This window comes from Cytobacillus oceanisediminis (assembly GCF_007830235.1).
Lineage (GTDB): Bacteria > Bacillota > Bacilli > Bacillales > Cytobacillaceae > Cytobacillus > Cytobacillus oceanisediminis.
Map to the genome: position 1 here is coordinate 100,220 of NZ_VLKI01000012.1, position 22,300 is coordinate 122,519.

The 22,300-nt window shown below is 42.7% G+C and carries 22 protein-coding genes; 6 read left to right on the forward strand and 16 right to left on the reverse strand.

Annotated features, from left to right (window positions below):
- Window positions 1-229 precede the first annotated feature (229 nt).
- Both IQ19_RS28605 and IQ19_RS28610 read right to left on the reverse strand, forming a co-directional pair.
- Window positions 230-835: a C39 family peptidase gene (locus tag IQ19_RS28605; RefSeq protein WP_242021040.1), complete on the reverse strand. Its 606-nt coding sequence runs from the start codon at window positions 833-835 to the stop codon at window positions 230-232.
- A gap of 48 nt (window positions 836-883) precedes the next feature.
- Window positions 884-1,333 (reverse strand): SH3 domain-containing protein, encoded by a 450-nt coding sequence (locus IQ19_RS28610; protein ID WP_242021041.1) that lies wholly within the window; start codon window positions 1,331-1,333, stop codon window positions 884-886.
- 286 nt (window positions 1,334-1,619) lie between these two features.
- On the opposite strand from IQ19_RS28610, the gene IQ19_RS18185 reads away from it, so the two are divergent.
- Entirely contained in the window at window positions 1,620-3,536 is a 1,917-nt protein-coding gene (locus tag IQ19_RS18185) for an alkaline phosphatase family protein (RefSeq protein WP_144543866.1), read from the forward strand.
- Window positions 3,537-3,937: 401 nt separating this feature from the next.
- Here the strand turns inward: IQ19_RS18185 and IQ19_RS18190 are convergent, their stop codons facing one another.
- The 8 genes from IQ19_RS18190 to IQ19_RS18225 all read right to left on the reverse strand — a co-directional run bounded on the left by IQ19_RS18190 (window position 3,938) and on the right by IQ19_RS18225 (window position 11,336).
- The gene (locus IQ19_RS18190; protein WP_242021042.1) at window positions 3,938-5,395 is read right to left on the reverse strand and encodes a PAS domain-containing sensor histidine kinase; all 1,458 of its coding nucleotides are present in this window, start codon (window positions 5,393-5,395) and stop codon (window positions 3,938-3,940) included.
- Between the two features lie 138 nt (window positions 5,396-5,533).
- Window positions 5,534-6,913, reverse strand: a complete 1,380-nt coding sequence (rlmD, locus tag IQ19_RS18195; protein ID WP_144543869.1) for a 23S rRNA (uracil(1939)-C(5))-methyltransferase RlmD — start codon at window positions 6,911-6,913, stop codon at window positions 5,534-5,536.
- A gap of 267 nt (window positions 6,914-7,180) precedes the next feature.
- Entirely contained in the window at window positions 7,181-8,116 is a 936-nt protein-coding gene (locus tag IQ19_RS18200; protein ID WP_144543871.1) for a diacylglycerol kinase, read from the reverse strand.
- A gap of 235 nt (window positions 8,117-8,351) precedes the next feature.
- A complete protein-coding gene (locus tag IQ19_RS18205) occupies window positions 8,352-8,969 on the reverse strand; it encodes a TetR/AcrR family transcriptional regulator (protein ID WP_144543872.1) in 618 nt (205 codons plus the stop codon).
- 34 nt (window positions 8,970-9,003) lie between these two features.
- Window positions 9,004-9,339 (reverse strand): GNAT family N-acetyltransferase, encoded by a 336-nt coding sequence (locus tag IQ19_RS18210; protein ID WP_144543874.1) that lies wholly within the window; start codon window positions 9,337-9,339, stop codon window positions 9,004-9,006.
- Entirely contained in the window at window positions 9,332-9,595 is a 264-nt protein-coding gene (locus IQ19_RS18215; RefSeq protein WP_144543876.1) for a hypothetical protein, read from the reverse strand. The genes IQ19_RS18210 and IQ19_RS18215 overlap by 8 nt, the downstream gene beginning before the upstream one ends.
- A 315-nt stretch (window positions 9,596-9,910) precedes the next feature.
- On the reverse strand, window positions 9,911-10,297 hold the full coding sequence (locus IQ19_RS18220; RefSeq protein ID WP_144543878.1) for an anti-sigma factor family protein: 387 nt from the start codon (window positions 10,295-10,297) through the stop codon (window positions 9,911-9,913).
- Between the two features lie 247 nt (window positions 10,298-10,544).
- Complete coding sequence (locus tag IQ19_RS18225) at window positions 10,545-11,336, reverse strand: class I SAM-dependent methyltransferase (RefSeq protein ID WP_144543880.1); 792 nt, start codon at window positions 11,334-11,336, stop codon at window positions 10,545-10,547.
- Window positions 11,337-11,504: 168 nt separating this feature from the next.
- On the opposite strand from IQ19_RS18225, the gene plsY reads away from it, so the two are divergent.
- The 3 genes from plsY to IQ19_RS18240 all read left to right on the forward strand — a co-directional run bounded on the left by plsY (window position 11,505) and on the right by IQ19_RS18240 (window position 14,047).
- Window positions 11,505-12,131: a glycerol-3-phosphate 1-O-acyltransferase PlsY gene (gene plsY / locus IQ19_RS18230; RefSeq protein ID WP_144543915.1), complete on the forward strand. Its 627-nt coding sequence runs from the start codon at window positions 11,505-11,507 to the stop codon at window positions 12,129-12,131.
- Window positions 12,132-12,249: 118 nt separating this feature from the next.
- Window positions 12,250-12,909, forward strand: coding sequence for a DUF421 domain-containing protein (locus IQ19_RS18235; protein WP_144543882.1), 660 nt, complete (start codon window positions 12,250-12,252; stop codon window positions 12,907-12,909).
- A 112-nt stretch (window positions 12,910-13,021) separates the two neighbouring features.
- On the forward strand, window positions 13,022-14,047 hold the full coding sequence (locus tag IQ19_RS18240; protein WP_144543883.1) for an STAS domain-containing protein: 1,026 nt from the start codon (window positions 13,022-13,024) through the stop codon (window positions 14,045-14,047).
- Window positions 14,048-14,371: 324 nt separating this feature from the next.
- Here IQ19_RS18240 and IQ19_RS18245 read toward each other — a convergent pair whose 3' ends face one another.
- Window positions 14,372-15,124 (reverse strand): metallophosphoesterase family protein, encoded by a 753-nt coding sequence (locus tag IQ19_RS18245; protein WP_144543885.1) that lies wholly within the window; start codon window positions 15,122-15,124, stop codon window positions 14,372-14,374.
- Between the two features lie 185 nt (window positions 15,125-15,309).
- On the opposite strand from IQ19_RS18245, the gene IQ19_RS18250 reads away from it, so the two are divergent.
- Window positions 15,310-16,242 carry a manganese-dependent inorganic pyrophosphatase gene (locus IQ19_RS18250; RefSeq protein WP_144543887.1) on the forward strand — a complete coding sequence of 311 codons (933 nt, stop codon included), beginning with the start codon at window positions 15,310-15,312 and terminating at the stop codon, window positions 16,240-16,242.
- Window positions 16,243-16,273: 31 nt separating this feature from the next.
- Here IQ19_RS18250 and IQ19_RS18255 read toward each other — a convergent pair whose 3' ends face one another.
- The 5 genes from IQ19_RS18255 to gatC all read right to left on the reverse strand — a co-directional run bounded on the left by IQ19_RS18255 (window position 16,274) and on the right by gatC (window position 21,352).
- Window positions 16,274-17,344 (reverse strand): NAD(P)H-dependent flavin oxidoreductase, encoded by a 1,071-nt coding sequence (locus tag IQ19_RS18255; protein WP_144543889.1) that lies wholly within the window; start codon window positions 17,342-17,344, stop codon window positions 16,274-16,276.
- A 23-nt stretch (window positions 17,345-17,367) separates the two neighbouring features.
- On the reverse strand, window positions 17,368-17,928 hold the full coding sequence (locus IQ19_RS18260) for a thioredoxin family protein (protein WP_144543891.1): 561 nt from the start codon (window positions 17,926-17,928) through the stop codon (window positions 17,368-17,370).
- Window positions 17,929-18,149: 221 nt separating this feature from the next.
- Window positions 18,150-19,577 carry an Asp-tRNA(Asn)/Glu-tRNA(Gln) amidotransferase subunit GatB gene (gatB, locus tag IQ19_RS18265; RefSeq protein WP_144543892.1) on the reverse strand — a complete coding sequence of 476 codons (1,428 nt, stop codon included), beginning with the start codon at window positions 19,575-19,577 and terminating at the stop codon, window positions 18,150-18,152.
- Window positions 19,578-19,590: 13 nt separating this feature from the next.
- Window positions 19,591-21,048: an Asp-tRNA(Asn)/Glu-tRNA(Gln) amidotransferase subunit GatA gene (gene gatA, locus IQ19_RS18270; protein WP_144543917.1), complete on the reverse strand. Its 1,458-nt coding sequence runs from the start codon at window positions 21,046-21,048 to the stop codon at window positions 19,591-19,593.
- 13 nt (window positions 21,049-21,061) lie between these two features.
- Window positions 21,062-21,352 carry an Asp-tRNA(Asn)/Glu-tRNA(Gln) amidotransferase subunit GatC gene (gene gatC / locus IQ19_RS18275; protein ID WP_144543893.1) on the reverse strand — a complete coding sequence of 97 codons (291 nt, stop codon included), beginning with the start codon at window positions 21,350-21,352 and terminating at the stop codon, window positions 21,062-21,064.
- A 220-nt stretch (window positions 21,353-21,572) separates the two neighbouring features.
- On the opposite strand from gatC, the gene IQ19_RS18280 reads away from it, so the two are divergent.
- Window positions 21,573-21,929 carry a cupin domain-containing protein gene (locus IQ19_RS18280; protein ID WP_144543894.1) on the forward strand — a complete coding sequence of 119 codons (357 nt, stop codon included), beginning with the start codon at window positions 21,573-21,575 and terminating at the stop codon, window positions 21,927-21,929.
- Window positions 21,930-22,300 lie beyond the last annotated feature (371 nt).

The following is a 22,300-nucleotide window of genomic DNA, read 5'->3' on the forward strand; positions in this document are numbered from 1 at the left end:
TCAAAATCAGGCACCCGCCCTTAAATCTATTAAAACACTTTTAAAAAACTTCTCAAGTATAACGATACAAAAAACCCCGCAGCCCCGCCATAGACCACATAAGTAAAGACATCTAAGACCTGAGACGTATTTAATTCGTTTTCCTATATAAAAAAGCATTTGCGCCGAATCCCGCAAATGCTTTTATTGGTATATAAGATTTCATCTATGAACTTGGACAGCTGGCTTGCTATTTTACTGCCAATGCACGCTTGCCCATAGCATTATAAATTTTAATAAATTTGTCTTTTGGCATTTTCACGTCTTTTTTGACTGCTTCGCTATCATTAAAATAAACATAGTCAGCATCCACTCCTGTTACAACAATACAGTGCAATGGTGTCGGGGCACTAATAATTTTTCCCGCAGGCGTTTTCCAGCTTCTTTTATTAGGGATTTCATGGCTGATCGTAAACCATGCCAGCACGGGGCTGCCTTGAGAAACATGCTTCTCTATTTCCGAAAAATCTTTTCCTGTCAGGTTCACTCCGCCTGGACGGTACTGATCCAGCAATTTCTTCAGTGGTCCCGGGTTTATCGTGTGGCCAGTCCCAAAAGGAGTTCCAACAAATCCAATATCCGGATCTCCCCAAGTTTTAATAGATCCGTCTGCATTTCTCACTAACTCAGTTGAATCATAAGGCATTTGTTTCGCAAGGGTAGTTTTGCTGATATTTACACCGTAATATTTTAACGCCATGGCAAGTGACGTCACTTCACAGCCGCTTGGCAATTCAGGCCGCTGTGCAATAAGCGGGACATTGAGTTTGGCTACTTGGGAGTCACTTATAGTCACATATTCGCCGCTCACATAGCCTGAAGTGCCATTATAGGAAATTTTATATCAGCCATTGCTTTCCTTATGTATAACGCTCAATACCGATCCATTCTTCAAGTGGCCGATTTTACTGTAATTCAATCCTGGACCCTTGCGGACATTTAAAGCAGTTGCATCCACCCGGTAGAGCTTATCATTCGTTTTCACGTATTGACCGCTGACATAGCCTGTTTGGCCTTTGTAAGTAGTCTTATACCATCCGTTATCCAACCTCTGGATTACCTGAATACTGCTGCCTTGAGGCAAGCTTCCTATCCGTTCATAATTTGTTCCAGGTCCCGAACGGACATTAAGGTTGGTAGCGTCAACGATGTAAGATGAAGCTGCTGCTTCTGCCACGCTCTGATTGGAACTTAAAGGAGCCAATGGTAAAAACACACCTCCTGTTAAAATAACAGCAGCAACTGATCCCTTTAATAGAGTCCTTTTTCCAGGCCGACCTTTCAATCTATTCATATTCTCTCCTCCAAACAATGTCGAATTTACGAACTATTATAAAAATATAGATTAAGATACAGCTAGTCTACCTCTTTGGGACTGGAAAAATATTATTGAATCTAAAGGATTAACTAGTTTCATAAATGCAGGAAAATCGGCATCCGAAAATACACCCCCTTTAATCCAAAAAAATTGAAATAGGATGTGCCTAGATGAAAGGGGCTCATTCAACCTTTGTTTAAATGGCAGATTAATAGGGAATAACCTCTTGTACCAATTTTCATACACCACGGAGGAAAACATAATGAAAAAGCACTATTTTTATATAATCATTTTATTGGTTGGTTCTATTGTTTCTCCAACTTCAGGTTATGCGTCAGAAACTAAGGATCAGGATAACAAGGTTATTTTGATTTCCTTTGATGGGATGCGCAACGATCTGACAAAGGAGTACGTGAAGGACGGCAATCTCCCTCATATCGAGTCTCTTATGAAAAACGGAGTGGCTGCCAAAGATTCCAAGACTGTTACCCCATCACTAACTGCTCCCTCCCATGCGGCGATTGCAACGGGTGCAACTCCTTCCGAAACCGGCATGGTCAGCAATAAGTGGCAGGACCCACACAGGGAATTTGCAAACGGAGAGAGTGCCTTTCACCAGCCTCTTGATAAAAGCCCGCTTTGGAAGGAAGCCAAAAGGAACGGCAAAACAACAGCAACCGTCCTGTTTCCCGGGTCAAACCCTGATGCCGGTTCGCAGGCAGATTACGCTGTCTATTACGGTGAAACTTGGGCTGAAAGTTCATTGGACAAGCTAAACTTCAAAGCTGCTGACGGCGGGAAACACACTGAAAAAAGCTTTAGTCCTTTAAAAGAAGCAAAAATGAAGCTGCCCCTCCAAAAAGCCAAAAATAGAGAAATCAATATTTTGGCAATGGATACAACAGATGATGGCAAAACAAATTATGACCGTTTTATTTTTTCGAATAATCGTTCTGCTGCTCAGGATGATTCTGTAGTAAAAGCCAATGAATGGGGTTCCTTCCCTGTTGAGGTGGATCGCAAATCGGCAGGCTTCTGGTTTAAACTGAAGGCAGATCCAACTCTCGAAAAGGCAAGCATTTACCGGACATCTGTCACTTCAGGGCTTATTAAAGGACCAGATGGCTTCAAAGAAGAAATCAAATCGAAATTCGGCTTCTTTCCTGTCCAGGATGACACAAAGGCTTTTAAGAAAGGCTGGATTTCCAGAGACGAGTACGAAGAAATAAGTTCACGCTTTGTCAACTGGACTACAGATGTCTCTCTTTATATAAAAGAAAAATACCAGCCCGACTTACTGATGTTCTACGCACCGCAAATTGACCATGAATCACACCATTTCCTCCTGACAGATCCAAGGCAGCCAGAATATACAGAGGAAAGGTCAAAGAAGCATATGAAATATATTGAATGGTCCTACAAGCTTGCTGATAGCGTGGTCGGGCGAACAATGGATACCCTAACCAAAAGTGACCACCTTCTGATTGTTTCCGATCACGGGATGGAACCTGTCCATACCATCCTGGCCCCAAACACATTGTTAAAAAAAGCAGGCCTCTTGAAGAGCGATAAGGAAGGAAAGGTTGACGAAGAAAGATCAAAAGCTATCGCTTTTGCCAGCGGATCCGCTGCACAGATTTATATTAATAAAGACCTCTCAAAAGAGGAAAAAGAGAATGTCACCAAGAAAGTTGAAAATCTATTTAGCGGGTATCAAATAAAACCTGAATTCAAAAAAGCAGCACTCAAACAGTATTTTGAAGAGATTGGCAATACCATCGCGCAAAAACGTTTTAGCGACTTTGATCAAAAAACAAAGCAATTTTTTAATTATTTATTGCACAAAAAGGAAAATCCCTATCAAATTGCAGATGGAAGCGAAGAAGAAAAGGACCATCCCAACGAAGGGGAAATCCTTTTGCTTGGAGCTAAGGGCTATATGATGGGCAGCAGCCTAACCAAAGCTGAACTGCCTGCAATAGAGCTCGGCAGCCACGGCGGCAACCCTGATCGAAAAGAGCTTAAGGCAGTATTTATCGCCCAGGGCCCTTCCTTCAAAAAGGATGAAAATATCGGTTCGATTACTACACTTGATATTGCCCCGACTGTGTATAAGCTATTAGGCATACCGAGCCCAGACTTCCTTGAGGGTAATATTTTGGAGGATGCTATTGAATAAATAAAAAGGCCTTGCGGAATGAAAGCAAGGCCTTTTTATTTATTTTATGGAGGATTTGGCGGCCTACATTCTTTTATGCGCGGATTCTTCCGGTTTACGCGCGGACTCCCTCTCTTTGTGTGCGGCTTTTGTACGTACGCGCGGAACTCCTCTTTTGCGTCCAGGAAACCTTTATGCGCGGTTTTTTCTGGTTTGCGCGAGCTCCCTCTCTTTGTGGGCGGCTTTTATTTGTTTTTACAAGCGGGTTTCTCTTTTACATGGGATCTCATCCTTTGCGTCCGCCTTTCAATAGTTTGCAAGCGGGTTTCACGAATACAACTCTTTACCACTGCTCTCCAGCTCCCGACTACCTGCCAATCCAAAAACAAAACACACCCCTCAAAGAGATGAGTCACATATAACTATATGCTATCCAATTCCACCAGCACGGTGGTTCCTTCCCCAATTTGGCTTTCTATTCTCATCGAGCCGTTGTGCTCCTGGATGATTTTATTGCTGACCGTCAGCCCAAGCCCAATTCCCTTATCTTTTGTTGTATAAAACGGTGTACCGAGATAGCTCAGCAAATGGGTATCAATCCCTGGTCCTTCATCTGAAAAAGCTATCTTCACTCTTCTATTATCCTGCTTTTGTGCGCTGACATGGACATTTCCGCCATTTGGCATGGCTTCAATCGCATTTTTCAGGAAGTTGACAAATACTTGCTTAAGCTGATGAGGGGAGCATAATAACACAATATCATCCTCACCATAGTCAAGCTGGATTTGGACATTGTGGAGCAGGGCCTGTGGATGAAGAACATTAATGGTGCTTTCCAGGATGGAAATTAAATTCCCTTTCTCAAACTCTATCGCCTGGGGTTTGGCCAGCGACATAAATTCATTGACGATCATGTCGATTCGGTCGAGCTCTTCCATAATAATAGATAGATAGTCATCCTGTTTATCCTGGTTAACACTCGATTGAAGCAGCTTAGAAAAACCTTTTAAAGAGGTCAGCGGATTTCTGATTTCATGGGCGACGCCCGCAGCCAGCTGCCCAATAATAGAGAGACGATCGAGATTCCGCAATGCAGCATCATTACTCACCCTATCGGTAATGTCTCTGCCCACTGCCACAAATAATTCAATTTCCCCTTCATCGTTTAAGATAGGAGAGATACTTGTCTCCACAAAAACAGTACGGCCATCGGCTGCTATCAGTTTCGTTTCAATCAGCTGCGGCTCGCCGGTTTCTAATAGCTGTTGAAATACTTTATCAAAGTTTTCTTTTTCTTCAGACGGCATGACGATACAGCAGTTTTTCCCTATAAGCTGCCTTGGGGAATAGCCCAGTACTTTCTCATGTGAGGGGGATGCATAAATTAGGATTTGATCCTTCTTAAAAACCTTAATCATATCTGTTGTATTTTCTGTAATTAAATCATATAGCTCCCGCGTTTTCCTTAACTCTCTTTCCATGCTCTTCAAATCCGTCATATCCCGGAAAATAGCCAGGACCGCAATAATTCTGCCCTTTGAGTTCCGGAAGGGTGAATACGACACTGATATATCCAAAACGGAACCATCTTGATGATAACGCTGCGTCATCACATTGCTGTACACTTTTCCGAGCTTCACCAGTTTAATAATACCCTTAACCTCTTCAGGATTTTGAAATTCCGTAAACTTTTTTCCGATCACTTCTTTTTCGGTATAACCAAAAATTACAGTATACATATGGTTTACTCTAATAAAACGGTTTTCCATATCAATTATGGCAACCCCATCTGCCGTACAATTCAGAAACAAATCTATTAATTCATCAGGATTGGAATAAATCGGATCACCTTCATTCCCAAGAATTGGGAAACCATTCATCAAAGAGTTCACCCCATTTTACGACTTTATTAAGTCTATTTTACAGAATGTTACGATAAAAAACATAGACATCTTTAGAGAAACTCAATATTTTACAGAAACAACATCTAATAATAAAAAAAGCAACTTCCCTTAGGGTTAGTTGCTTCCTCTCAACTCAATTTTCGCAACCGCCTCACAATGCATGGTCTGCGGGAACATATCAACCGGCTGCACTTCAACAGTTTTGTAACCGCCGTCTTCAAGGATACGCAAATCCCTCGCAAGTGTTCCCGGGTTGCAGGACACATAGACGACTTTTTTAGGCTTCATGCTAAGTATGGTTTGTAGCAGGGCTTCTTCACAGCCTTTTCGCGGCGGGTCCACAACCAGGACATCTGCTGTATTGCCCTTTTTATACCAATCCGGAATGACTTCTTCCGCTTTCCCAACAGCAAATTCTGCATTGGTAATTCCGTTGAGGGCGGCATTCCGCTTTGCATCCTCAATCGCTTCAGGCACAATTTCCACACCGAAAACCTCTTTGGCTTTTTGCGCCAAGAAAAGGGAAATCGTCCCGATCCCACAGTACGCATCGATAACCTTTTCTTCTCCGCTCAAGTTCGCATATGCAAGCGCCTTTTCATATAATACCTTCGTTTGCTCAGGATTCACCTGATAAAAAGAGCGGGCGGAAATAGCAAATTTAATATCCCCGATGAAGTCATAGATAACCTCTTCGCCCCACAGGACACGGGTTTCATCCCCCATGATTACGTTCGTCTTTTTTGAATTGACATTGTGCACTACTGACTTAACGCCATGGATGTTCGAGACAATCTCTTCCACGATTTTCTGTTTGTACGGAAGTTCGTTCGTTCTGGTGACAAGTACAATCATGACTTCACCGGTCACAAGCCCATACCGAGCCATCACATGCCGAAGTTCGCCTTTATGCCTGCCTTCATCATAGGCACGGACCCCATAGCGCCCACAGATTTCCTTAACCTTTTGGACCACTTCATCATTTTTTTCTTGCTGGATAAGGCATTCCTTCATATCAATGATCTGATGGGTACGCTGCTGGTAAAATCCTCCGATCAGCCCGCCTTCCTGCTCGCCAATCGGTACCTGGGCTTTATTGCGATAGCGCCACGGATCCTTCATGCCGAGCACCGGATGCACTTTTACATCTTCAAGCTTCCCAATTCTGGTCAGCACATCCCTGACCTGCTTTTCCTTTGCAAGAAGCTGGCCTTCATAGCTCAAATGCTGAAGCTGGCAGCCTCCGCATTCTTTATAGATCGGACATGGAGCCTCAACACGATATGGACTTTCTTCGTACGTTTCGATTAAACGGGCGAATCCGTATCCTTTGTTAACTTTAATAACCTTTACCTTTGCCTTTTCGCCGGGAAGCCCGTTCGGCACAAACAGCGGGTAGCCATCTACTTTGGCAACGCCCGCTCCCTCATGGGTTAAATCCTCAAAAATCACATCTATATAATCATTTTTTTGAACCGGTAATGTTCTGCTCATTGTTTTCTTCCTTTTCAGCTTAATTCCGTGACCTTTTTGACTAGAGAGATTGTATCACAAAAAAGGGTTAAATACGAAATCGAATACTGGCAGCAGTTATAAAGTGCTAATATATTGCTCTATCCAAAGTTATTTAAAAGCAATATGTAAGCAGTTAAAACACGGCTGGAAAGCGAAGCAGGCAAAAGGGGCAAAGCAATTCAATCAAACGTTTGATTGAATTGGGATATTCATAAAAAAAGCCCGCTCCATAGAGCGGACTCTTTCTTATACATGCGGACTTTCCCAATCTGTCGGGCGGTCTTCTTCACGAATCTGGTCAATCGGCACGAAAACTTCTAAATGCCTGTACAGGTTGACAAATTCGGCTGGAAGCAGCCCGCCAAATTCGCCGTCCAGGTTAAGCTGGACTTTTTCCTTGGCTTGGACCTTAATCCGGTTGGCCTGTGTATAGATCACGTTCGGATCTTTGACATGCTCGCCGCGGACTGCCATTGTAGCAATCCGAATAAAGTCGGCTAGATTGGTTTTCTTTAATATCAGCAGGGAGAACATTCCATCATTAATGCAGGAATCAGGTGCAAGCTTTTCAAAGCCTCCTACTGAGTTTGTTAACCCTACAAGGAAAAGCATGACTTCCCCTTCAAACATTTTGCCGTCAAATTCGATGCTCACTTCAGTTGAACGGATGGAAGGAAGCATTTCAATCCCTTTTAAGTAGTATGCAAGCTGGCCGATCATCGTTTTAAGCTTGCTTGGCACTTCATAGGTCAGCTCTGTCAGCCTTCCGCCGCCGGCGATATTAATAAAGTATTTTTCATTAATTCGGCCAATATCAACAGGAATTATATCCCCCTTGACGATGATATCTGTCGCCGCTTCTACATCCCTTGGAATATGCAGTGCCCGCGCGAAATCATTTGTTGTCCCAGTCGGGATAATTCCAAGGCGCGGACGGTAATCCTGCTCGGCCAGCCCGTTTACAACTTCATTTATTGTACCGTCGCCGCCGGCTGCAATAACCAATTCAAAGCGGCGCTCAACAGCTGCCCGTGCAGCTTTAATAGCGTCCCCTTCGCCTGTGGTAGCATGGCAGGAGGCTTCATAGCCTGCCTCCTCCAGCTTTTGCAGCACCTCTGCCAAATGCCTTTTAAAAATTTCACGGCCCGAGGTTGGATTATAAATAATTCTTGCTCTTTTCATAGCCATCATCCTATTATTTAATCAACTTTGTCTTAATCCGTTTTTACAATTCCATCTTTTTACATCATAGCGAATAGAAATGCACTTAGCAATTTTACGTTGCACTTCCGGTTTCTATTCTATTCACTTCCACCTATTTACACAAGTGGCAGATGGCATAAAAGAATTATACCCTCATCCGGCAGAAAAGTATCATAAATAAGCATGTTTTTCAAAAGAATAATAGGGTATGCTGTTAATCCTGCTGCAGATCCTTCAGCACGAGGCTTTTCACGTAATCGATAATTGTTCTATATGGATATTCTTCATTTAAAACGCTATGAAGCATTGCACCATCCATTATGGTCCAGAACATGCCGGCTACATAATTCGGGTCTGCATCCGGGCGGAATTCTCCGGCAGCCTGCCCTTCTTCCAGAATATCGGTGATAAGCTTTAAAAAGAACTTCTTTCCTCTTTCATTCAAAATCCGGTTCAAATTTTCATCCCTTGACGAATGCAAAGTAAATTCGAGATGAACCACAATTTTATCCTTGCGTTCCTGGCTAAAAGGGCTCATTTCTCTGTATAAATCAAAAAGGTACTCAAGCTTTTCTTCAGATGAAGATAGATTGGAGATTCTCTCTAAAAGCCTCGCATTGGTTGCTTCTGTCTGCTCGTTCATAAGCTCCAGATAAATCTCTTCCTTGCTTTTAAAATAATTATAGATGGCACCCTTGCTTATTCCTGAGTATGCGACAATGTCATCAATGGTAGCTGCCTGAAATCCCTTCTTGGCGAAACAGGCAAGCGCGCCGGCCAGAATCTCCTTCTTCTTCTTCCGTTTATATTCCTCGGATACGATAGGCGCCAAATCTGTCCCTCCGTTGTAATTAAGTTACCTTTTATTAGGCTGTTTTCGCAAACTTTGTTGCTTTTTTAACAAGTAGTGAGGAGAGGTTGATTTCATTTAATGCCAAATCCGCAATTGCTTCCTCTGTTTCACTTAATGTGATCACCAGGTCAATACGGCTTTTATCGCTTTTAAAATTTTCATATGCCTTCTCTATCGATTCCATTGTTAAAAAATACTGGGTTCCTGTCAGTTTCCGAAAGTCGGGATCCAGAAATGCATAATAAATATTCTCGTGGTCCCCCTGCTGAAACGGCCTTAAATGAACTCTTTTACCATATAAATATTTTTTGTCTGAGACATTTTTTTCTCCTTCATTTTTCTCATCCACAGAAACATTTTTTGTTAAAGGAACCCTCTTTTAGGACTTCTTTTATATAAAGGTCGGCATGCTCCTTAGTAATTGCGGAATCTTCTTTTACCAAACCCGCTTCCAGCAAATCTTCTTTTATTTTATCGAGAAACAAATCTCTGATTGCTGCTGATCGGCAAGGCTGCATCTGGGCTGCCAAGTCCCAAATCCACTGCTCCAGATGGACGCTTTTGCTCTTTTTCTGCATTTCATACGGAACCTGCTTTCTTCCCACATTCCTCACTCCTCAAGACTATTATTTTAAATAAACCGACTGGTCTTTTTTATTGTAAAATAATTATCTTGAATTTTCAAATATTTTAGAGACGGCTCTGTTAAATTTGTCTGTTGATTTTCGCTCCAGGAGCTCAGCGAACCGCGGGCGGTCCGGGAGCCTCCTCGGCGCACTCGCGCCTGCGGGGTGCTCCCTTTGACACACTCCTCCCGCTGGAGTCTCGCGCCTTCCACTCCAATCAACAGGTTGCCAAAATCAACAATAAGCTTTAACACAGCACAAAAAAAAGAAAACTCCTAATATCTTGTTAAGAGTTTAATCTTGTTCAAGCTTTTCTTCTTTGTTTTTAGTGCCTTCAAGCATCTTCACTAGTCCGCCGATGAGCAGCAGACAGGCTAAAGCAATTGTAAAGCAACATTCAAACCACATTTTCTGGCTTGTTGATTTCTTTTGTTCCTTTGCCACATTCAGCATAGGGGGTTCTTTTACTTTATTATCTGGAATCTGTGCCATGACAAGATTAGTAAATTCGTCTTCTCGCGGCATTGCCGGCAGTGCATATTCCTCTTCTTCCATCGCCTCAAGATAAACTTCCAAACATTGGTCGCAGGTATAGAGATGATCTTCATATGCTTCGCGATCTTTTTCTCCCAGCTCATTTTTCACATATTTCAGCCATTCTTCCAGTGAGTAATGATCCATGAAAAATCATCTCCTTCCAATGTTTTTTGCAGCGACGCACACCGGCAATGCTTTCCTTTATATCCGGCTGGGTATTTAGTAAATCATTCGCGTGCCAATTTTTTTTGTAGCAAGTAAAGCTTATTCTATTTATAACTTCGAATGCAAAGCTTTCTTTTTGAGTGCCGAAATAATCATAATCGAGAGAACCATACAATTCAACACTTTTAATACACAGAAAAAAAAATTAACCCTCAAAAAATGAGGGTTAAAAAGTTTCCAGAATACAAACATGGCAAGCATGTGGAATGGTATGAGATGCATTTGCTCCAAATTGGGTGTGCAGCTTTTTTAATAAAACAGAAGAAATATCTTCTTTTTTCTCCGCCGGAGCACCTGCAAGATAGGATAGGGACATGATCCGATCCACCCACTCCTCGGTGCTGAACATTACTTCATAGTCCAGTTTGTAAAAGTCTCTAAGTTCAAATCCGTTCTCCTGCCATTCAGCGAACCACTCAACAGGGAACCCGTTAATCCGCTGTCTGGACTCTGCCTTGGATCCGGCTGGCTTTAAGTTTTGCCCCAAATGGCTTTCCAGTAGCTCAAATGCCGCTTCAACTGCCATGCTGCCTGGCAGGAATCCGGAATCAGTTATTATCAATTTCCCCATTGGCTTCAAAATCCGCTTCATTTCCTTCAATGCCGCTTCCCGATTAAACCAGTGCCACGCTCTGGAAACGGTTACCATATCAAAGTGATTCGGCTCTAACCCTGTATCCTCTGCAGTTCCGTGCCAATAGGGGATGGCCTCAAACCTTGCCAGATTGATCCGTACGGCTTCATCAAGCATTTCCACTGAAGGGTCCACTCCAATTACATCTGCCTTCCTTAGCTTCAGCTTCCTTGTTAAAGCCCCTGTGCCGGAGCCTATGTCTGCAATTTTCTTTCCTTCAAACGAGATGCCTCGCAGGTTTAAGCTTTCGAAAAAGCTCACCGGGATATCGTTTCGGGACCTCGCATAGCTTTTTGCTGCCTGTCCGAAATTCGTTTTTGCCATGTTCCTCACCGCCAACTATTCAAATAATTTCGAATTCCACTTTTAACAAAACCATTATATGGTAAACTGTAAGCAATGACAACGAAAGAGGGTGCTTCGGTAAAATTTTTTTTAAGCAAGGACGAATTTAAACAAGGGTTGAATATATTGATGAAAAGGATTGATACGATGACGTTACTTATTTTTCTGGCAGCGTACCTGATTGGATCGATTCCTACCGCATTATTAGTTGGTAAATATGCGTTTCAGATCGACATCCGGGATCATGGGAGCAATAATCCAGGCGCGACCAATACACTGCGGGTGCTTGGAAAAAGGGCAGCTATTGTTGTCCTGCTTGCTGATATCGGCAAAGGTGCACTTGCTGCGGCATTGCCTTTCCTATTGCAATCTGATGCAGATCAGCTAATGGTTGGCCTGGTTGCTGTAGCCGGGCATTGCTTTCCCGTTTTCGCCGGTTTCCGCGGCGGAAAAGCCATTGCCACCACAGCAGGCGTTTTGCTTGTCTCAAACATTTGGATGTTTTTGATTGCTTATATTTCTTTTATTGCAGTCATCTATGCAACGAAATATGTATTTTATGGCTCCCTATCGGTTGGTGCTTCTTTACTGGTTTATTCCCTCTTTATACCAGGGCATAAACATGAACTTATCTTTTCTATTTTCCTTTTATTTTTAATTTTTCTGCACCGCTCCAATATTAAGAACTTTATTGATAAAAAGGAGCCCAAGATAAACGATAAACGGTTAAAAGATGACCGCATTCCTCCGAAGGATAATAAAAAACGCGCATAAGCCAGGACCGGATACTGATTCCCTATTCAGTGTCCGGGCTTTTTTTTTTGATTTATCACATGAAAGGCTCCGATGTAGCTAATCCTTTGAATAATGATTAATTTAAAGGAGCTTATATATGTTCTTAATATTTAAGGTATTAAGCCTATATTTAATAACAATCGTGATGATGAGGCTAATGGGCAAATCAACGATTATCCAAATGACCCCTTATGATTTAGTTGCCATCATCATTGTCGGGACGATCGCCTCCGAACCTCTAATCAGTACTGAGTATATGCCTACGCTAATTGCCCTGGGCATTCTTGTTGGCCTGCATATTTTATTTTCATATCTTACTTTAAACCAAATCGGCAACCGCTTTTTCCTTGGGGAACCCACAATGCTGATCAAAAATGGCGAAATCCTTGAGGACAATCTGGAGAAATCCCACCTTTCTATGTCACAGCTTCTTTCAATCTTAAGAAGCAAGGGATTTCCAAAAATTGCTGATGTGGACTACGCCATCCTTGAACCAATTGGTGAAGTAAGCATTATCCCAAAAGTCGCCAATACCCCGGTAACAGTGGAACACTTAAACATTTCAATCCAGGATGAAGGCCTGCCTATTGCTGTTATTGTTGATGGGAGAATTCAGCAGCGCAACCTTCAATTGCTTGGACAAACAAAAGATTGGCTGCTGAAACAGCTCCGCGAAAACAACCTTCATGAAAAAGATATTATGTATGCCTATGTAAATGAGAAATCGAAAAAATTAAATATAAACAGAAGGCGATAATTTATGTTTTAAGTTTATACTCTAAATTATTGGGTAAAAGAAATGGGTTACTGTTTTACTTTCAGTTATATTCTTGCAATAAATATACATATCAATATCAGGGGGTAATGGTATGACAGAAGAAGGCTTAGTTCTTCAAACAAAAATAGATAGTTTTGATTTTAACTGGGATCTTGATAAAGGTCTCTTCAACTTCGAAGGTGAAGATGCCGTTCTTTTCTGGATTAAATCCGCCATGAAAAGTTTTTTCGATACCATTGAAGAGATTTCAGGAAAAGAAACTTCCAGCCTTGTTCTGGAAACTACAGGTTTCAGGCAAGGAATGGTGGTAGGAGAATTTTTTAAAAACATGAATCTTCCCGTACAGGAAGTCGCCAATATTATTCCAAGAATCTATGCTTCAGCCGGATGGGGAAAATTTACGATAACTGATGTTGACCCGGAAGCGAAAACAGCTAAAGTCCAGACCGTTGATAGCTGGGAATATAAAATAAACAAAGAGCAAGGGAAAAATGAATCGGGAACTTTTCTGCCTGGACATTTTGCAGGCATCTTTTCCGCAGTATTCGGAACAAGCCTTTGGTACAAAAAAATAACCGATCAATTAGGCGAACATGATTATACACATTTGGATTATTTCCCTTCAACCGTTACTGTAGAGGAAAATATCCATGCCTTAGCCAGACGCGAGGAATCCAAAAAAATCAGTGAGCTTGAAAAATTAATAGAAGACCGTACAAGAGATTTGAAAGAACTTGTGAAAGAAATCTCATCTCCCGTGATCCCGGTATTAGATGGAATCGTCGTTGTTCCGTTATTAGGAAGATATGATGAATTCCGCTCTGAGGAACTCGTTGATAAAACCTTACACAGCCTTCCCAAGTATCAGGCTGACTGCCTGATCCTTGATTTGACCGGATTAAACCAGTCCATTAGTGCCTACACTGTTGAGTTTTTAAGCAAGCTTGCAGCTGCAGCCAACCTGATTGGCACCGAAACCATCCTTGTCGGCATTTCGCCTGAACTCGGCACAAAGATTACTGAAACCAACTTTAACCTTTTCAAATTTAACTGCTTCACAAACCTGCAGCATGGCATCTATTATGCCCTGTCCAAAAAAGGCAGAAAAATATTTTAATAAAGGCAAAAAGCTGACTTAATAGCCGACAAAGACGGCAAGCAAGTCAGCTTATTTGTTTAAAAACTGAAACAGCTATCCAAATTATGAATTTTTCTATGAGTTAGCAGGTGAGATAATGATTTATGTGCGAATATAACTAGTTTATATGCGCTTAAGCGCGACTTATGTACAGATAGGCTTGATTGATGTGCGGATAAAACTTTTTACGCACTGATAAGTCCATTTTTTGTGCGATTAAGATTATTTTCTGCGTATAGACCCTGGTTTCTCTGCATATAAAATTTTTCCCTGCGTATAGCAAGTAATGTATTTACCAAACGCTTAAACCTTCTTCGGCGCACCTCTGTATTTAGCTTCGCGCAGTTCGAGAGCATATGCTTCCAGATTTGGCATCCCCATTTCTCTGGCAATCGCGATTTCTTTTTCAATATCATAAGGGACACGTACGATTTCGATTGAAAAAGCTGCCGGCTCCTTTGAGAGATACTCCCCATGGAGAATGGCATAGGTTGCCTGCGGAATATCGAGGGAATTTCCGACGCTTCCTGTATTGAAGAGTGTTTTTTGCGGATGGATCGGTTCGATCAGTGCGGCATGGATATCGCCATATCCCACTACATCCGGTGTCCGCCCTTCTTCGCCGGCATGAATATTCTCTGTATTCTCAAACATGGCCAGTTTTTCTTCATGAGAATCACGCATCGGCACAACCCGGTGATAGATGCTCTTGGCTGAGGCATGATACAGCCTGACATATTTTCCGCTCATATAAAAATCATGATGGAATGGCAGCGTACTTAAATAGGCTAATGCCTCTTCCCCAAGCTGCTTTTGATGCCATTGCCCCTCCTCGAAATCCAGCGGCTTTTGCATAAAATCATCCCAGTTCCCAAGAAGGACCACCTCGCAGGTTTCCTTTATCCGTTCAACTGCTTTACGGGAATTCGGACCTTTTCCAATTAAATCCCCCAGGCAAAATATCGTATTAATTCCGCGCTCGCGGATATTTTCCAAAACGGCCTCCAGTGCCGTCAAATTTCCATGAATATCTGAAATCACTGCAACTTTCTCCATTTATTGTCTCCTCCTTACCGTACCTATCTATTTCTCCATAAATCACTTGCTTCCTCTATCCTTTCCTAAAAATAACCAACACTATTAACAAAATTTGATTTTTCCCAGTACCGCCATTACATTAGATATATGGTAAAATAACAGCAGGCAAAAAACCAACATTACATATAGAAGGAGTAAGGATTATGTCAAAAGTATTTGTATTCGGACACAAAAACCCAGACACAGACTCAATCTGCTCAGCTCTTGCTTATGCGGAATTAAAAACCAAATTAGGCGTTGATGCTGAACCGATCCGCCTAGGCCAAGTAAATGAGGAAACACAATATGCTTTGGATTACTTTAAAGCTGAAGCACCACGCCTTGTTGAGGCCGTGTCAAAAGAAGTAAGCGAAGTCATCCTTGTTGATCATAACGAGTTCCAGCAAAGCGCTGACGATATCAGAGATGTAAAAATCCTTGAGGTTATCGACCATCACCGCATCGCGAACTTTGAAACAAGCGATCCGCTTTATTACCGTGCGGAACCGGTTGGCTGCACTGCAACCATCCTCAACAAAATGTACAAAGAAAACGGAGTGGAAATCAGCAAAGAAACGGCTGGCTTAATGCTTTCTGCCATTATTTCCGATTCCCTATTATTCAAATCTCCAACCTGCACAGACCAGGACATTGCAGCTGCACGTGAGCTTGCAGAAGTCGCAGGCGTAAATCCTGAAGAATACGGTTTGGAAATGCTAAAAGCTGGTGCAGATCTTAGTAAAAAAACAGTTGAAGAATTAGTTTCCCTTGATGCGAAAGAATTCCAAATGGGCACCTATAAAACAGAGGTGGCACAGGTAAATGCAGTTGACCTGAATGACGTTTTAAACCGCCAAGCTGAACTTGAAGCTGTTATTTCCGAAACCATCAAGAAGAAAGAATTGGACTTATTCGTTTTTGTTCTAACTGACATCCTTAACAACGATTCAGTTGCCATCGCTCTTGGAAACGAAACAATAGCGGTTGAGAAAGCCTACAATGTAACGCTTGAAAACAACAAAGCCGTTCTTAAAGGCGTTGTATCACGCAAAAAGCAAATCGTACCACCGCTTACAAATGTATTGGCCGGTAAATAAGATAAAAGGCAGTGCCCATTGGCACTGCTCTTTATTTGCCTTCCAATAAAGTTTCCGCCCCTCTCACAAGCTTCTGCATCAGTTCCTTCACAGTTATATCTTCAGCCATTCGCACTCCCTGTCCTGCCCATAGTGACATAAACTCCGGGCGCACCAATTTGGCAGCCTGTTTTCGGAGAGATGCTGTCAAATCATTCTGCAGCGGGTAAGGCAACACAGGCTGCTCCTCCATCTCTTCCGTGAATCTGTTGCTAATTCCCCTTGCCATCTTCCCGGAAAAAGCTTTTGTTAAAACTGTTTGCTCTTCTGTAGCATTTAAGAGTGCATCCTTATATAACGGGTTGGCCCCGCCTTCTCTGCATGGGAGAAACACCGTTCCGAGCTGGACACCAGCTGCACCAAGCATCATTGCGGCAGCAATCCCGCGTGCGTCCATCATTCCGCCTGCAGCAACGACAGGCTTGCTGACTGCATCCGCGACCTGCGGAATAAGTGCCATGGAGCCAACCAGTCCGCTTTCCTCTTTATGAAAAGTGCCCCGGTGCCCGCCAGCCTCACTTCCCTGGGCAACAATCAAATCTACTCCTGCCTCCTCCCACTCCACTGCTTCATTAACATTCGTGGCTGTTCCAATAATAACCGTACCCTGTTTCTTTAGTTCACGAATAACGTTTGAATCAGGTATGCCAAACGTAAAGCTGCATACATGAACACGTTCTTCCATTACAACTTCCAGCTGTTTTTCATAGAGAGTGCCGTAATCCTTCTTAGGCAGGAGGGGTTTCACCTTTATCCCCAGCTCACTGCTATACTTTGTGAGCACTTCTCCCATTCTGCTAATCTCTTCTTTTTGTGCCGAGACCTCCAGATTCGGAACAAACAGATTTATGCCAAATGGTTTGTCCGTCAGACTCCGAATCTTTCTGATATCTTCTCTTATCTCATCAGAATTCATATAGCCTGCTCCCATATTGCCTAGACCGCCGCTATTGGAAACCTCACTGATTAGTCGCGGTGTTGTCATTCCACCTGCCATCGGCGCCTGAAAAACAGGATATTGTATGCCCAGCTTTTCCGTTAAACGATTCCGGTTCCAGCTCATTGCTAACCCACACCCTTCCCTGATTATTTTTCCGAAACTAGAACATCTATAATGCTACTTGCAACCGTATGCCAGATTTCTGAGTCTTCCTGATAAGAAGCTGTCAGCCTCTTATACATGCTCATCTGCTTATCCTTAAAATCATCAGCCTCCTGTGCAGGGAGCTTGCTGCGTTCCTCATCCACGATTTCCTGGATACGTTTGGCCCGCGGTCCCCAAACCGCCTGTTCTTCTCCTTCTTTATCTATAAAAATAAATATCGGTATCGCTCTAGAGATTCCATTCGTGAGGTACTGGTCCATTAGCTCAAGGTTTTGGTCCCGTAAAATGAAACGGACTTCCGCACCTATTTCCTCCGAGATTTTTAAAAGAATCGGATTGTTCAGCATTGCATCCCCGCACCAATCCTCTGTAATAGCAATTGCCTTCATGCCAGATCCCTTTAACTTTTCCAACCTATCTTTTTCTTCATCAGCCAAAGAAAAACGGTTATATACTCCCTTCATTGCTTCCTTATTTACTTTCATTCCCTCTATGTATTCTTTCGGGCTTAGCCCTTTTGCAAACCAGTTCATTATCTCCATGCTTACCTCTCCTTTTTAATTGCCTCTAAATCTTATTCTTTAACTCTAGCTCTTATTCCTGCACACTTATTAGATGCATTTGCTGTAAAACGATGTAAAACAAAATCTTTTCCTGGGAAATAGGGGAGCCTTTTGTCGAACCGATTATATACAAAAAGCTGATGGATCCCCATCAGCTTCGTTTGTATATAATCGATTTGGAGGAGCTAAAAGCATCCCTCTTATCTCTTCTTTATTTCCTCTTGCAATAGCTTGTTAACAAGCGGCGGGTTTGCCTGGCCTTTTGTTGCTTTCATAATCTGGCCGACAAGGAAACCGATCGCTTTTTGTTTGCCGTTTTTGAAATCCTCGATCGATTGCGGGTTCGCATCAAGCGTTTCGCCAATAATTTTCAAAAGAGCACCTTCGTCAGAAATCTGGACAAGGCCTTTTTCTTTGACGATTGTTTCAGGCTCGCCGCCATTTTCAATCAGCTCTTTGAAAACAGTCTTGGCAATCTTTGATGAAATGGTCCCGTTTTCGATCAATTTAATCATGCCGGCAAGTCCTTCAGCGGTAAGAGCAATATCGCTAAGCTCTTTTTGCTCAGCATTCAAATAGGCGGAAAGCTCACCCATCACCCAGTTGGAAGCCTGTTTTGCATCTGCACCTGCATGAACAGCCGCTTCAAAGAAATCGGATGTTTCTTTTGTGACCGTCAGGACAGCTGCATCATAGGCAGGCAATCCTAGCTCTTCAATATAACGGTTCTTTCTTTGGTCCGGAAGCTCAGGGATTTCTGCTCTGATGCGCTCCTTCCATTCTTCATCGATATGGATATCAAGCAAATCCGGCTCAGGGAAATAACGATAATCATCCGAACCTTCTTTTACCCTCATAAGAATCGTCGTATTTGTCGCTTCATCATAGCGGAGAGTTTCCTGCTGGATTGTTCCGCCAGAACTCAAGATTTGCTCCTGGCGTTTTTCCTCATACTCCAGCCCTTTGCGGACAAAATTAAAGGAGTTCAGGTTCTTAAGCTCAGTCTTTGTACCGAATTCCTCCTGCCCGACAGGACGAAGGGAAATATTCGCATCACAGCGAAGTGAGCCTTCTTCCATTTTACAATCGGAAACACCTGTATACTGGATAATCGATTTCAGTTTTTCCAGATAAGCGTATGCTTCATTCGGTGTGCGGATATCCGGTTCAGATACGATTTCGACCAATGGCGTACCCTGGCGGTTATAGTCTACCAAAGAATATCCTTTTTCATGAGAAAGCTTTCCTGCATCCTCTTCAAGATGTATGCGTGTAATGCCAATCTTTTTCTTATAGCCGTCCACTTCGATTTCAATCCAGCCATGCTCGCCGATCGGCTTATCAAATTGTGAAATCTGATAGGCTTTCGGATTGTCAGGGTAAAAATAGTTCTTCCGGTCAAATTTTGTAACAGGCGCAATTTCACAGTTTAAAGCCATTGAAGCCTTCATGCCGAATTCTACAGCCTTTTTATTAATAACCGGCAGCACTCCCGGGTAGCCAAGATCAACCACCGCTGTGTTGGAGTTCGGTTCAGCGCCAAAATGGTTTGGGCTGGCCGAGAAAATTTTTGAATCTGTTTTTAACTCTACGTGCACTTCAAGTCCGATAACCGTTTCATATTTCATGAGTTTTCCCCCCTTACAGCCCCGGTTTTTGTTTATGATAATCAGTTGCCTGTTCAAAAGCATGCGCTACACGATATACTGTGTTCTCATCAAAATGCTTTCCGATAATTTGCAGGCCAAGCGGCAATCCATTAGAGAATCCGCATGGAACGCTAATTCCCGGTACTCCCGCAAGGTTAACCGGAATCGTTAAGATATCATTTGCATACATCGTAAGCGGGTCAGACATATTTTCTCCGATTTTAAATGCAGGTGTTGGGGCTGTTGGCCCAATAATAACATCATACTTTTCAAAAACATTCTCAAAATCCTGTTTAATAAGCGTACGTGCTTTTTGTGCTTTTTTATAGTAAGCATCATAATAGCCTGAACTTAAGGCGAATGTTCCAAGCATAATACGTCGCTTCACTTCATCGCCGAAGCCTTCTGCTCTTGTCTTTTTATATAAATCGATTAAATTCTCAGGGTTTGGAGTCCGGTAGCCATAGCGCACTCCATCAAAACGGGCCAGATTTGCTGAAGCCTCTGAGGAAGACAGCAAATAATAGGTTGCCAGCGCATATTTCGAATGCGGAAGCGAAACCTCTTCCCAGGTGGCACCCATTTTTTCAAGCACCTTCAAAGCATCCAAAACAGATTGGCGCACTTCTTCATTGACGCCCTCACCTAGATACTCTTTCGGTACGGCAATTTTTAGTCCTTTAACATCACCTGTCAATGCTTCTGCATAGCTTGGGACATCCACATTTGCAGATGTGGAATCCATTGGGTCTACCCCGGAAATCGCTTGAAGCAAATAGGCGTTATCTTCTACAGTGCGTGTAATGGGACCGATCTGATCCAATGAAGATGCAAATGCGATCAAGCCAAATCGGGATACTCTTCCATATGTAGGCTTTAATCCAACGACGCCACAGTAGGAAGCAGGCTGTCTAATAGAACCGCCTGTGTCCGATCCAAGCGAAAACAGCACCTCTCCGGCTGCAACAGAAGCTGCTGAACCGCCTGAAGAGCCGCCGGGTACCCTATCAAGGTTCCATGGGTTCCGTGTCGCTTTGAAACCAGAGTTTTCATTGGATGATCCCATTGCAAATTCATCCATATTTAATTTGCCAATTGTAATGGTTTCTGCATTATGTAATTTGGACGCGACAGTCGCATCATAAATTGGATCAAAGTTCTCAAGGATTTTGCTCGCGCTGGTTGTTCGCAGCCCTTTTGTAACAATATTATCCTTCACACCGATCGGCATGCCGAATAATAGTCCCTTTGCTTCGTCTGTTCCGATCTTTTCATCCATCTTCTTTGCTGCCTCACGGGCTCTTTCTTCATCCAGCGTTAGGAAAGCCTGTACCTTGTCCTCTACTTCACCAATACGCTTGTACGATTCACTGACAAGATCGGATACTGTAATTTCTTTTTTATGTAAAAGCTGATGAAGCTCCGAAACCTTATGGTCAAATAAACTCACCATTTTCCCCTCCCTACTCAATAATGGACGGCACTTTGATATAGCCATCCTGATGTTCCGGCGCATTTTTTAGAACTTCCTCCTGCGGAAGCCCCTTTTCCGCCTTGTCTTCTCTCATCACATTTTTCATATCAAGCACATGGGATGTCGGTTCTACATTTTCTGTATCCAGTTCATTAAGCAGCTCTGCAAACGAAATCATTTTGTCCAGCTGTTCAGTAAAAGTCACAGCCTCTTCCTCGGTAATTGCAAGTCTTGCCAAGTGCGCGACATGCTTTACCTGATCAGTTGAAATTCTCGACATAAATGCCACCTCCAAAATTAAATTCTGCCAATGCACGATAATAATGATCATACCAAACTTTCGCGCGTTAAAGCAACACGCGCGCCAGCTGTTTCAACAATCTTCTGCTTATTTTACCATGAGTTGAACGAATTGTGTGTTTGCTTCTCATCTTGCAGGATAAATGAACAGCAAAGCCTAATAAATATGGTTGTGATTATTTTTTACAGGAGGTCATATTATGGAATTTTTCCGCTTTGATACAGAGACAAGCAGGGAGATCACCCAGTTCAACAGCCACAATACCAGCATCAGTCCGATTCTCAGGAACACGACAGCTACAATTGGCTGTATCCATCTTAAGGATAATAGCGTTCTTGGTATGCATCCAGCCACATGCCCACAGCTTTTCCTCATTGTTGATGGAGAAGGCTGGGTCAAAACGGCCGGCAGTGAACAAGTAGCTGTCGTGAAAGGAACTGCTGTTTATTGGACTGAAGGAGAGGAACACGAGTCAGGTTCATATCTAGGCATGACAGCGATTGTCATTGAAGGGTCTGATCTGGATCCGCATGTATATTTAAAGCCTTTGGAATAAGAGAATGCATAGGGACGTCTCACCTTGAAGGAAGCTTCTGAGCAATCCGGGGATCGGTTTAAAAGCCCGCTGTATCAGTAACTGACCGATATATTTAAAATCTGACCGATAAAATTTGGAAAGTGACCGTTATATTGAAATTCTGACCGATAAAATCAAAAAGTGACCGATATAAGTATTTCCGGCAAACTGCTCTTATCCTTAAAACCTGCCAGATTGGCAATTAGCCGGTAAATCTTTCAGTTTGACCGGTATTTTATCAAAGTTGGCCAGTAAACGTGTGTTTTTGGTCGGTATTTTAATAAAATTGGCCGGTAAACGTATGTTTTTGACGATAAAATTAAAAATCCAAAACCGGTATTAATGAGGGA

Bases quoted from the DNA above. Each gene is read 5' to 3' on its own strand.
- rlmD (WP_144543869.1), bottom strand. From the start codon at position 6,913: ATGAGCAGAACATTACCGGTTCAAAAAAATGATTATATAGATGTGATT.
- IQ19_RS18235 (WP_144543882.1), top strand. From the start codon at position 12,250: ATGTTCTTAATATTTAAGGTATTAAGCCTATATTTAATAACAATCGTG.
- IQ19_RS18255 (WP_144543889.1), bottom strand. From the start codon at position 17,344: ATGAGCTGGAACCGGAATCGTTTAACGGAAAAGCTGGGCATACAATAT.
- IQ19_RS18245 (WP_144543885.1), bottom strand. From the start codon at position 15,124: ATGGAGAAAGTTGCAGTGATTTCAGATATTCATGGAAATTTGACGGCA.
- IQ19_RS18200 (WP_144543871.1), bottom strand. From the start codon at position 8,116: ATGAAAAGAGCAAGAATTATTTATAATCCAACCTCGGGCCGTGAAATT.
- IQ19_RS18190 (WP_242021042.1), bottom strand. From the start codon at position 5,395: ATGAATGGTTTCCCAATTCTTGGGAATGAAGGTGATCCGATTTATTCC.
- plsY (WP_144543915.1), top strand. From the start codon at position 11,505: ATGACGTTACTTATTTTTCTGGCAGCGTACCTGATTGGATCGATTCCT.
- IQ19_RS18225 (WP_144543880.1), bottom strand. From the start codon at position 11,336: ATGGCAAAAACGAATTTCGGACAGGCAGCAAAAAGCTATGCGAGGTCC.
- IQ19_RS18220 (WP_144543878.1), bottom strand. From the start codon at position 10,297: ATGGATCATTACTCACTGGAAGAATGGCTGAAATATGTGAAAAATGAG.
- IQ19_RS18185 (WP_144543866.1), top strand. From the start codon at position 1,620: ATGAAAAAGCACTATTTTTATATAATCATTTTATTGGTTGGTTCTATT.
- gatC (WP_144543893.1), bottom strand. From the start codon at position 21,352: ATGTCGAGAATTTCAACTGATCAGGTAAAGCATGTCGCGCACTTGGCA.
- IQ19_RS18250 (WP_144543887.1), top strand. From the start codon at position 15,310: ATGTCAAAAGTATTTGTATTCGGACACAAAAACCCAGACACAGACTCA.
- IQ19_RS18280 (WP_144543894.1), top strand. From the start codon at position 21,573: ATGGAATTTTTCCGCTTTGATACAGAGACAAGCAGGGAGATCACCCAG.
- IQ19_RS18260 (WP_144543891.1), bottom strand. From the start codon at position 17,928: ATGGAGATAATGAACTGGTTTGCAAAAGGGCTAAGCCCGAAAGAATAC.
- IQ19_RS28610 (WP_242021041.1), bottom strand. From the start codon at position 1,333: ATGAATAGATTGAAAGGTCGGCCTGGAAAAAGGACTCTATTAAAGGGA.
- IQ19_RS18240 (WP_144543883.1), top strand. From the start codon at position 13,022: ATGACAGAAGAAGGCTTAGTTCTTCAAACAAAAATAGATAGTTTTGAT.
- gatB (WP_144543892.1), bottom strand. From the start codon at position 19,577: ATGAAATATGAAACGGTTATCGGACTTGAAGTGCACGTAGAGTTAAAA.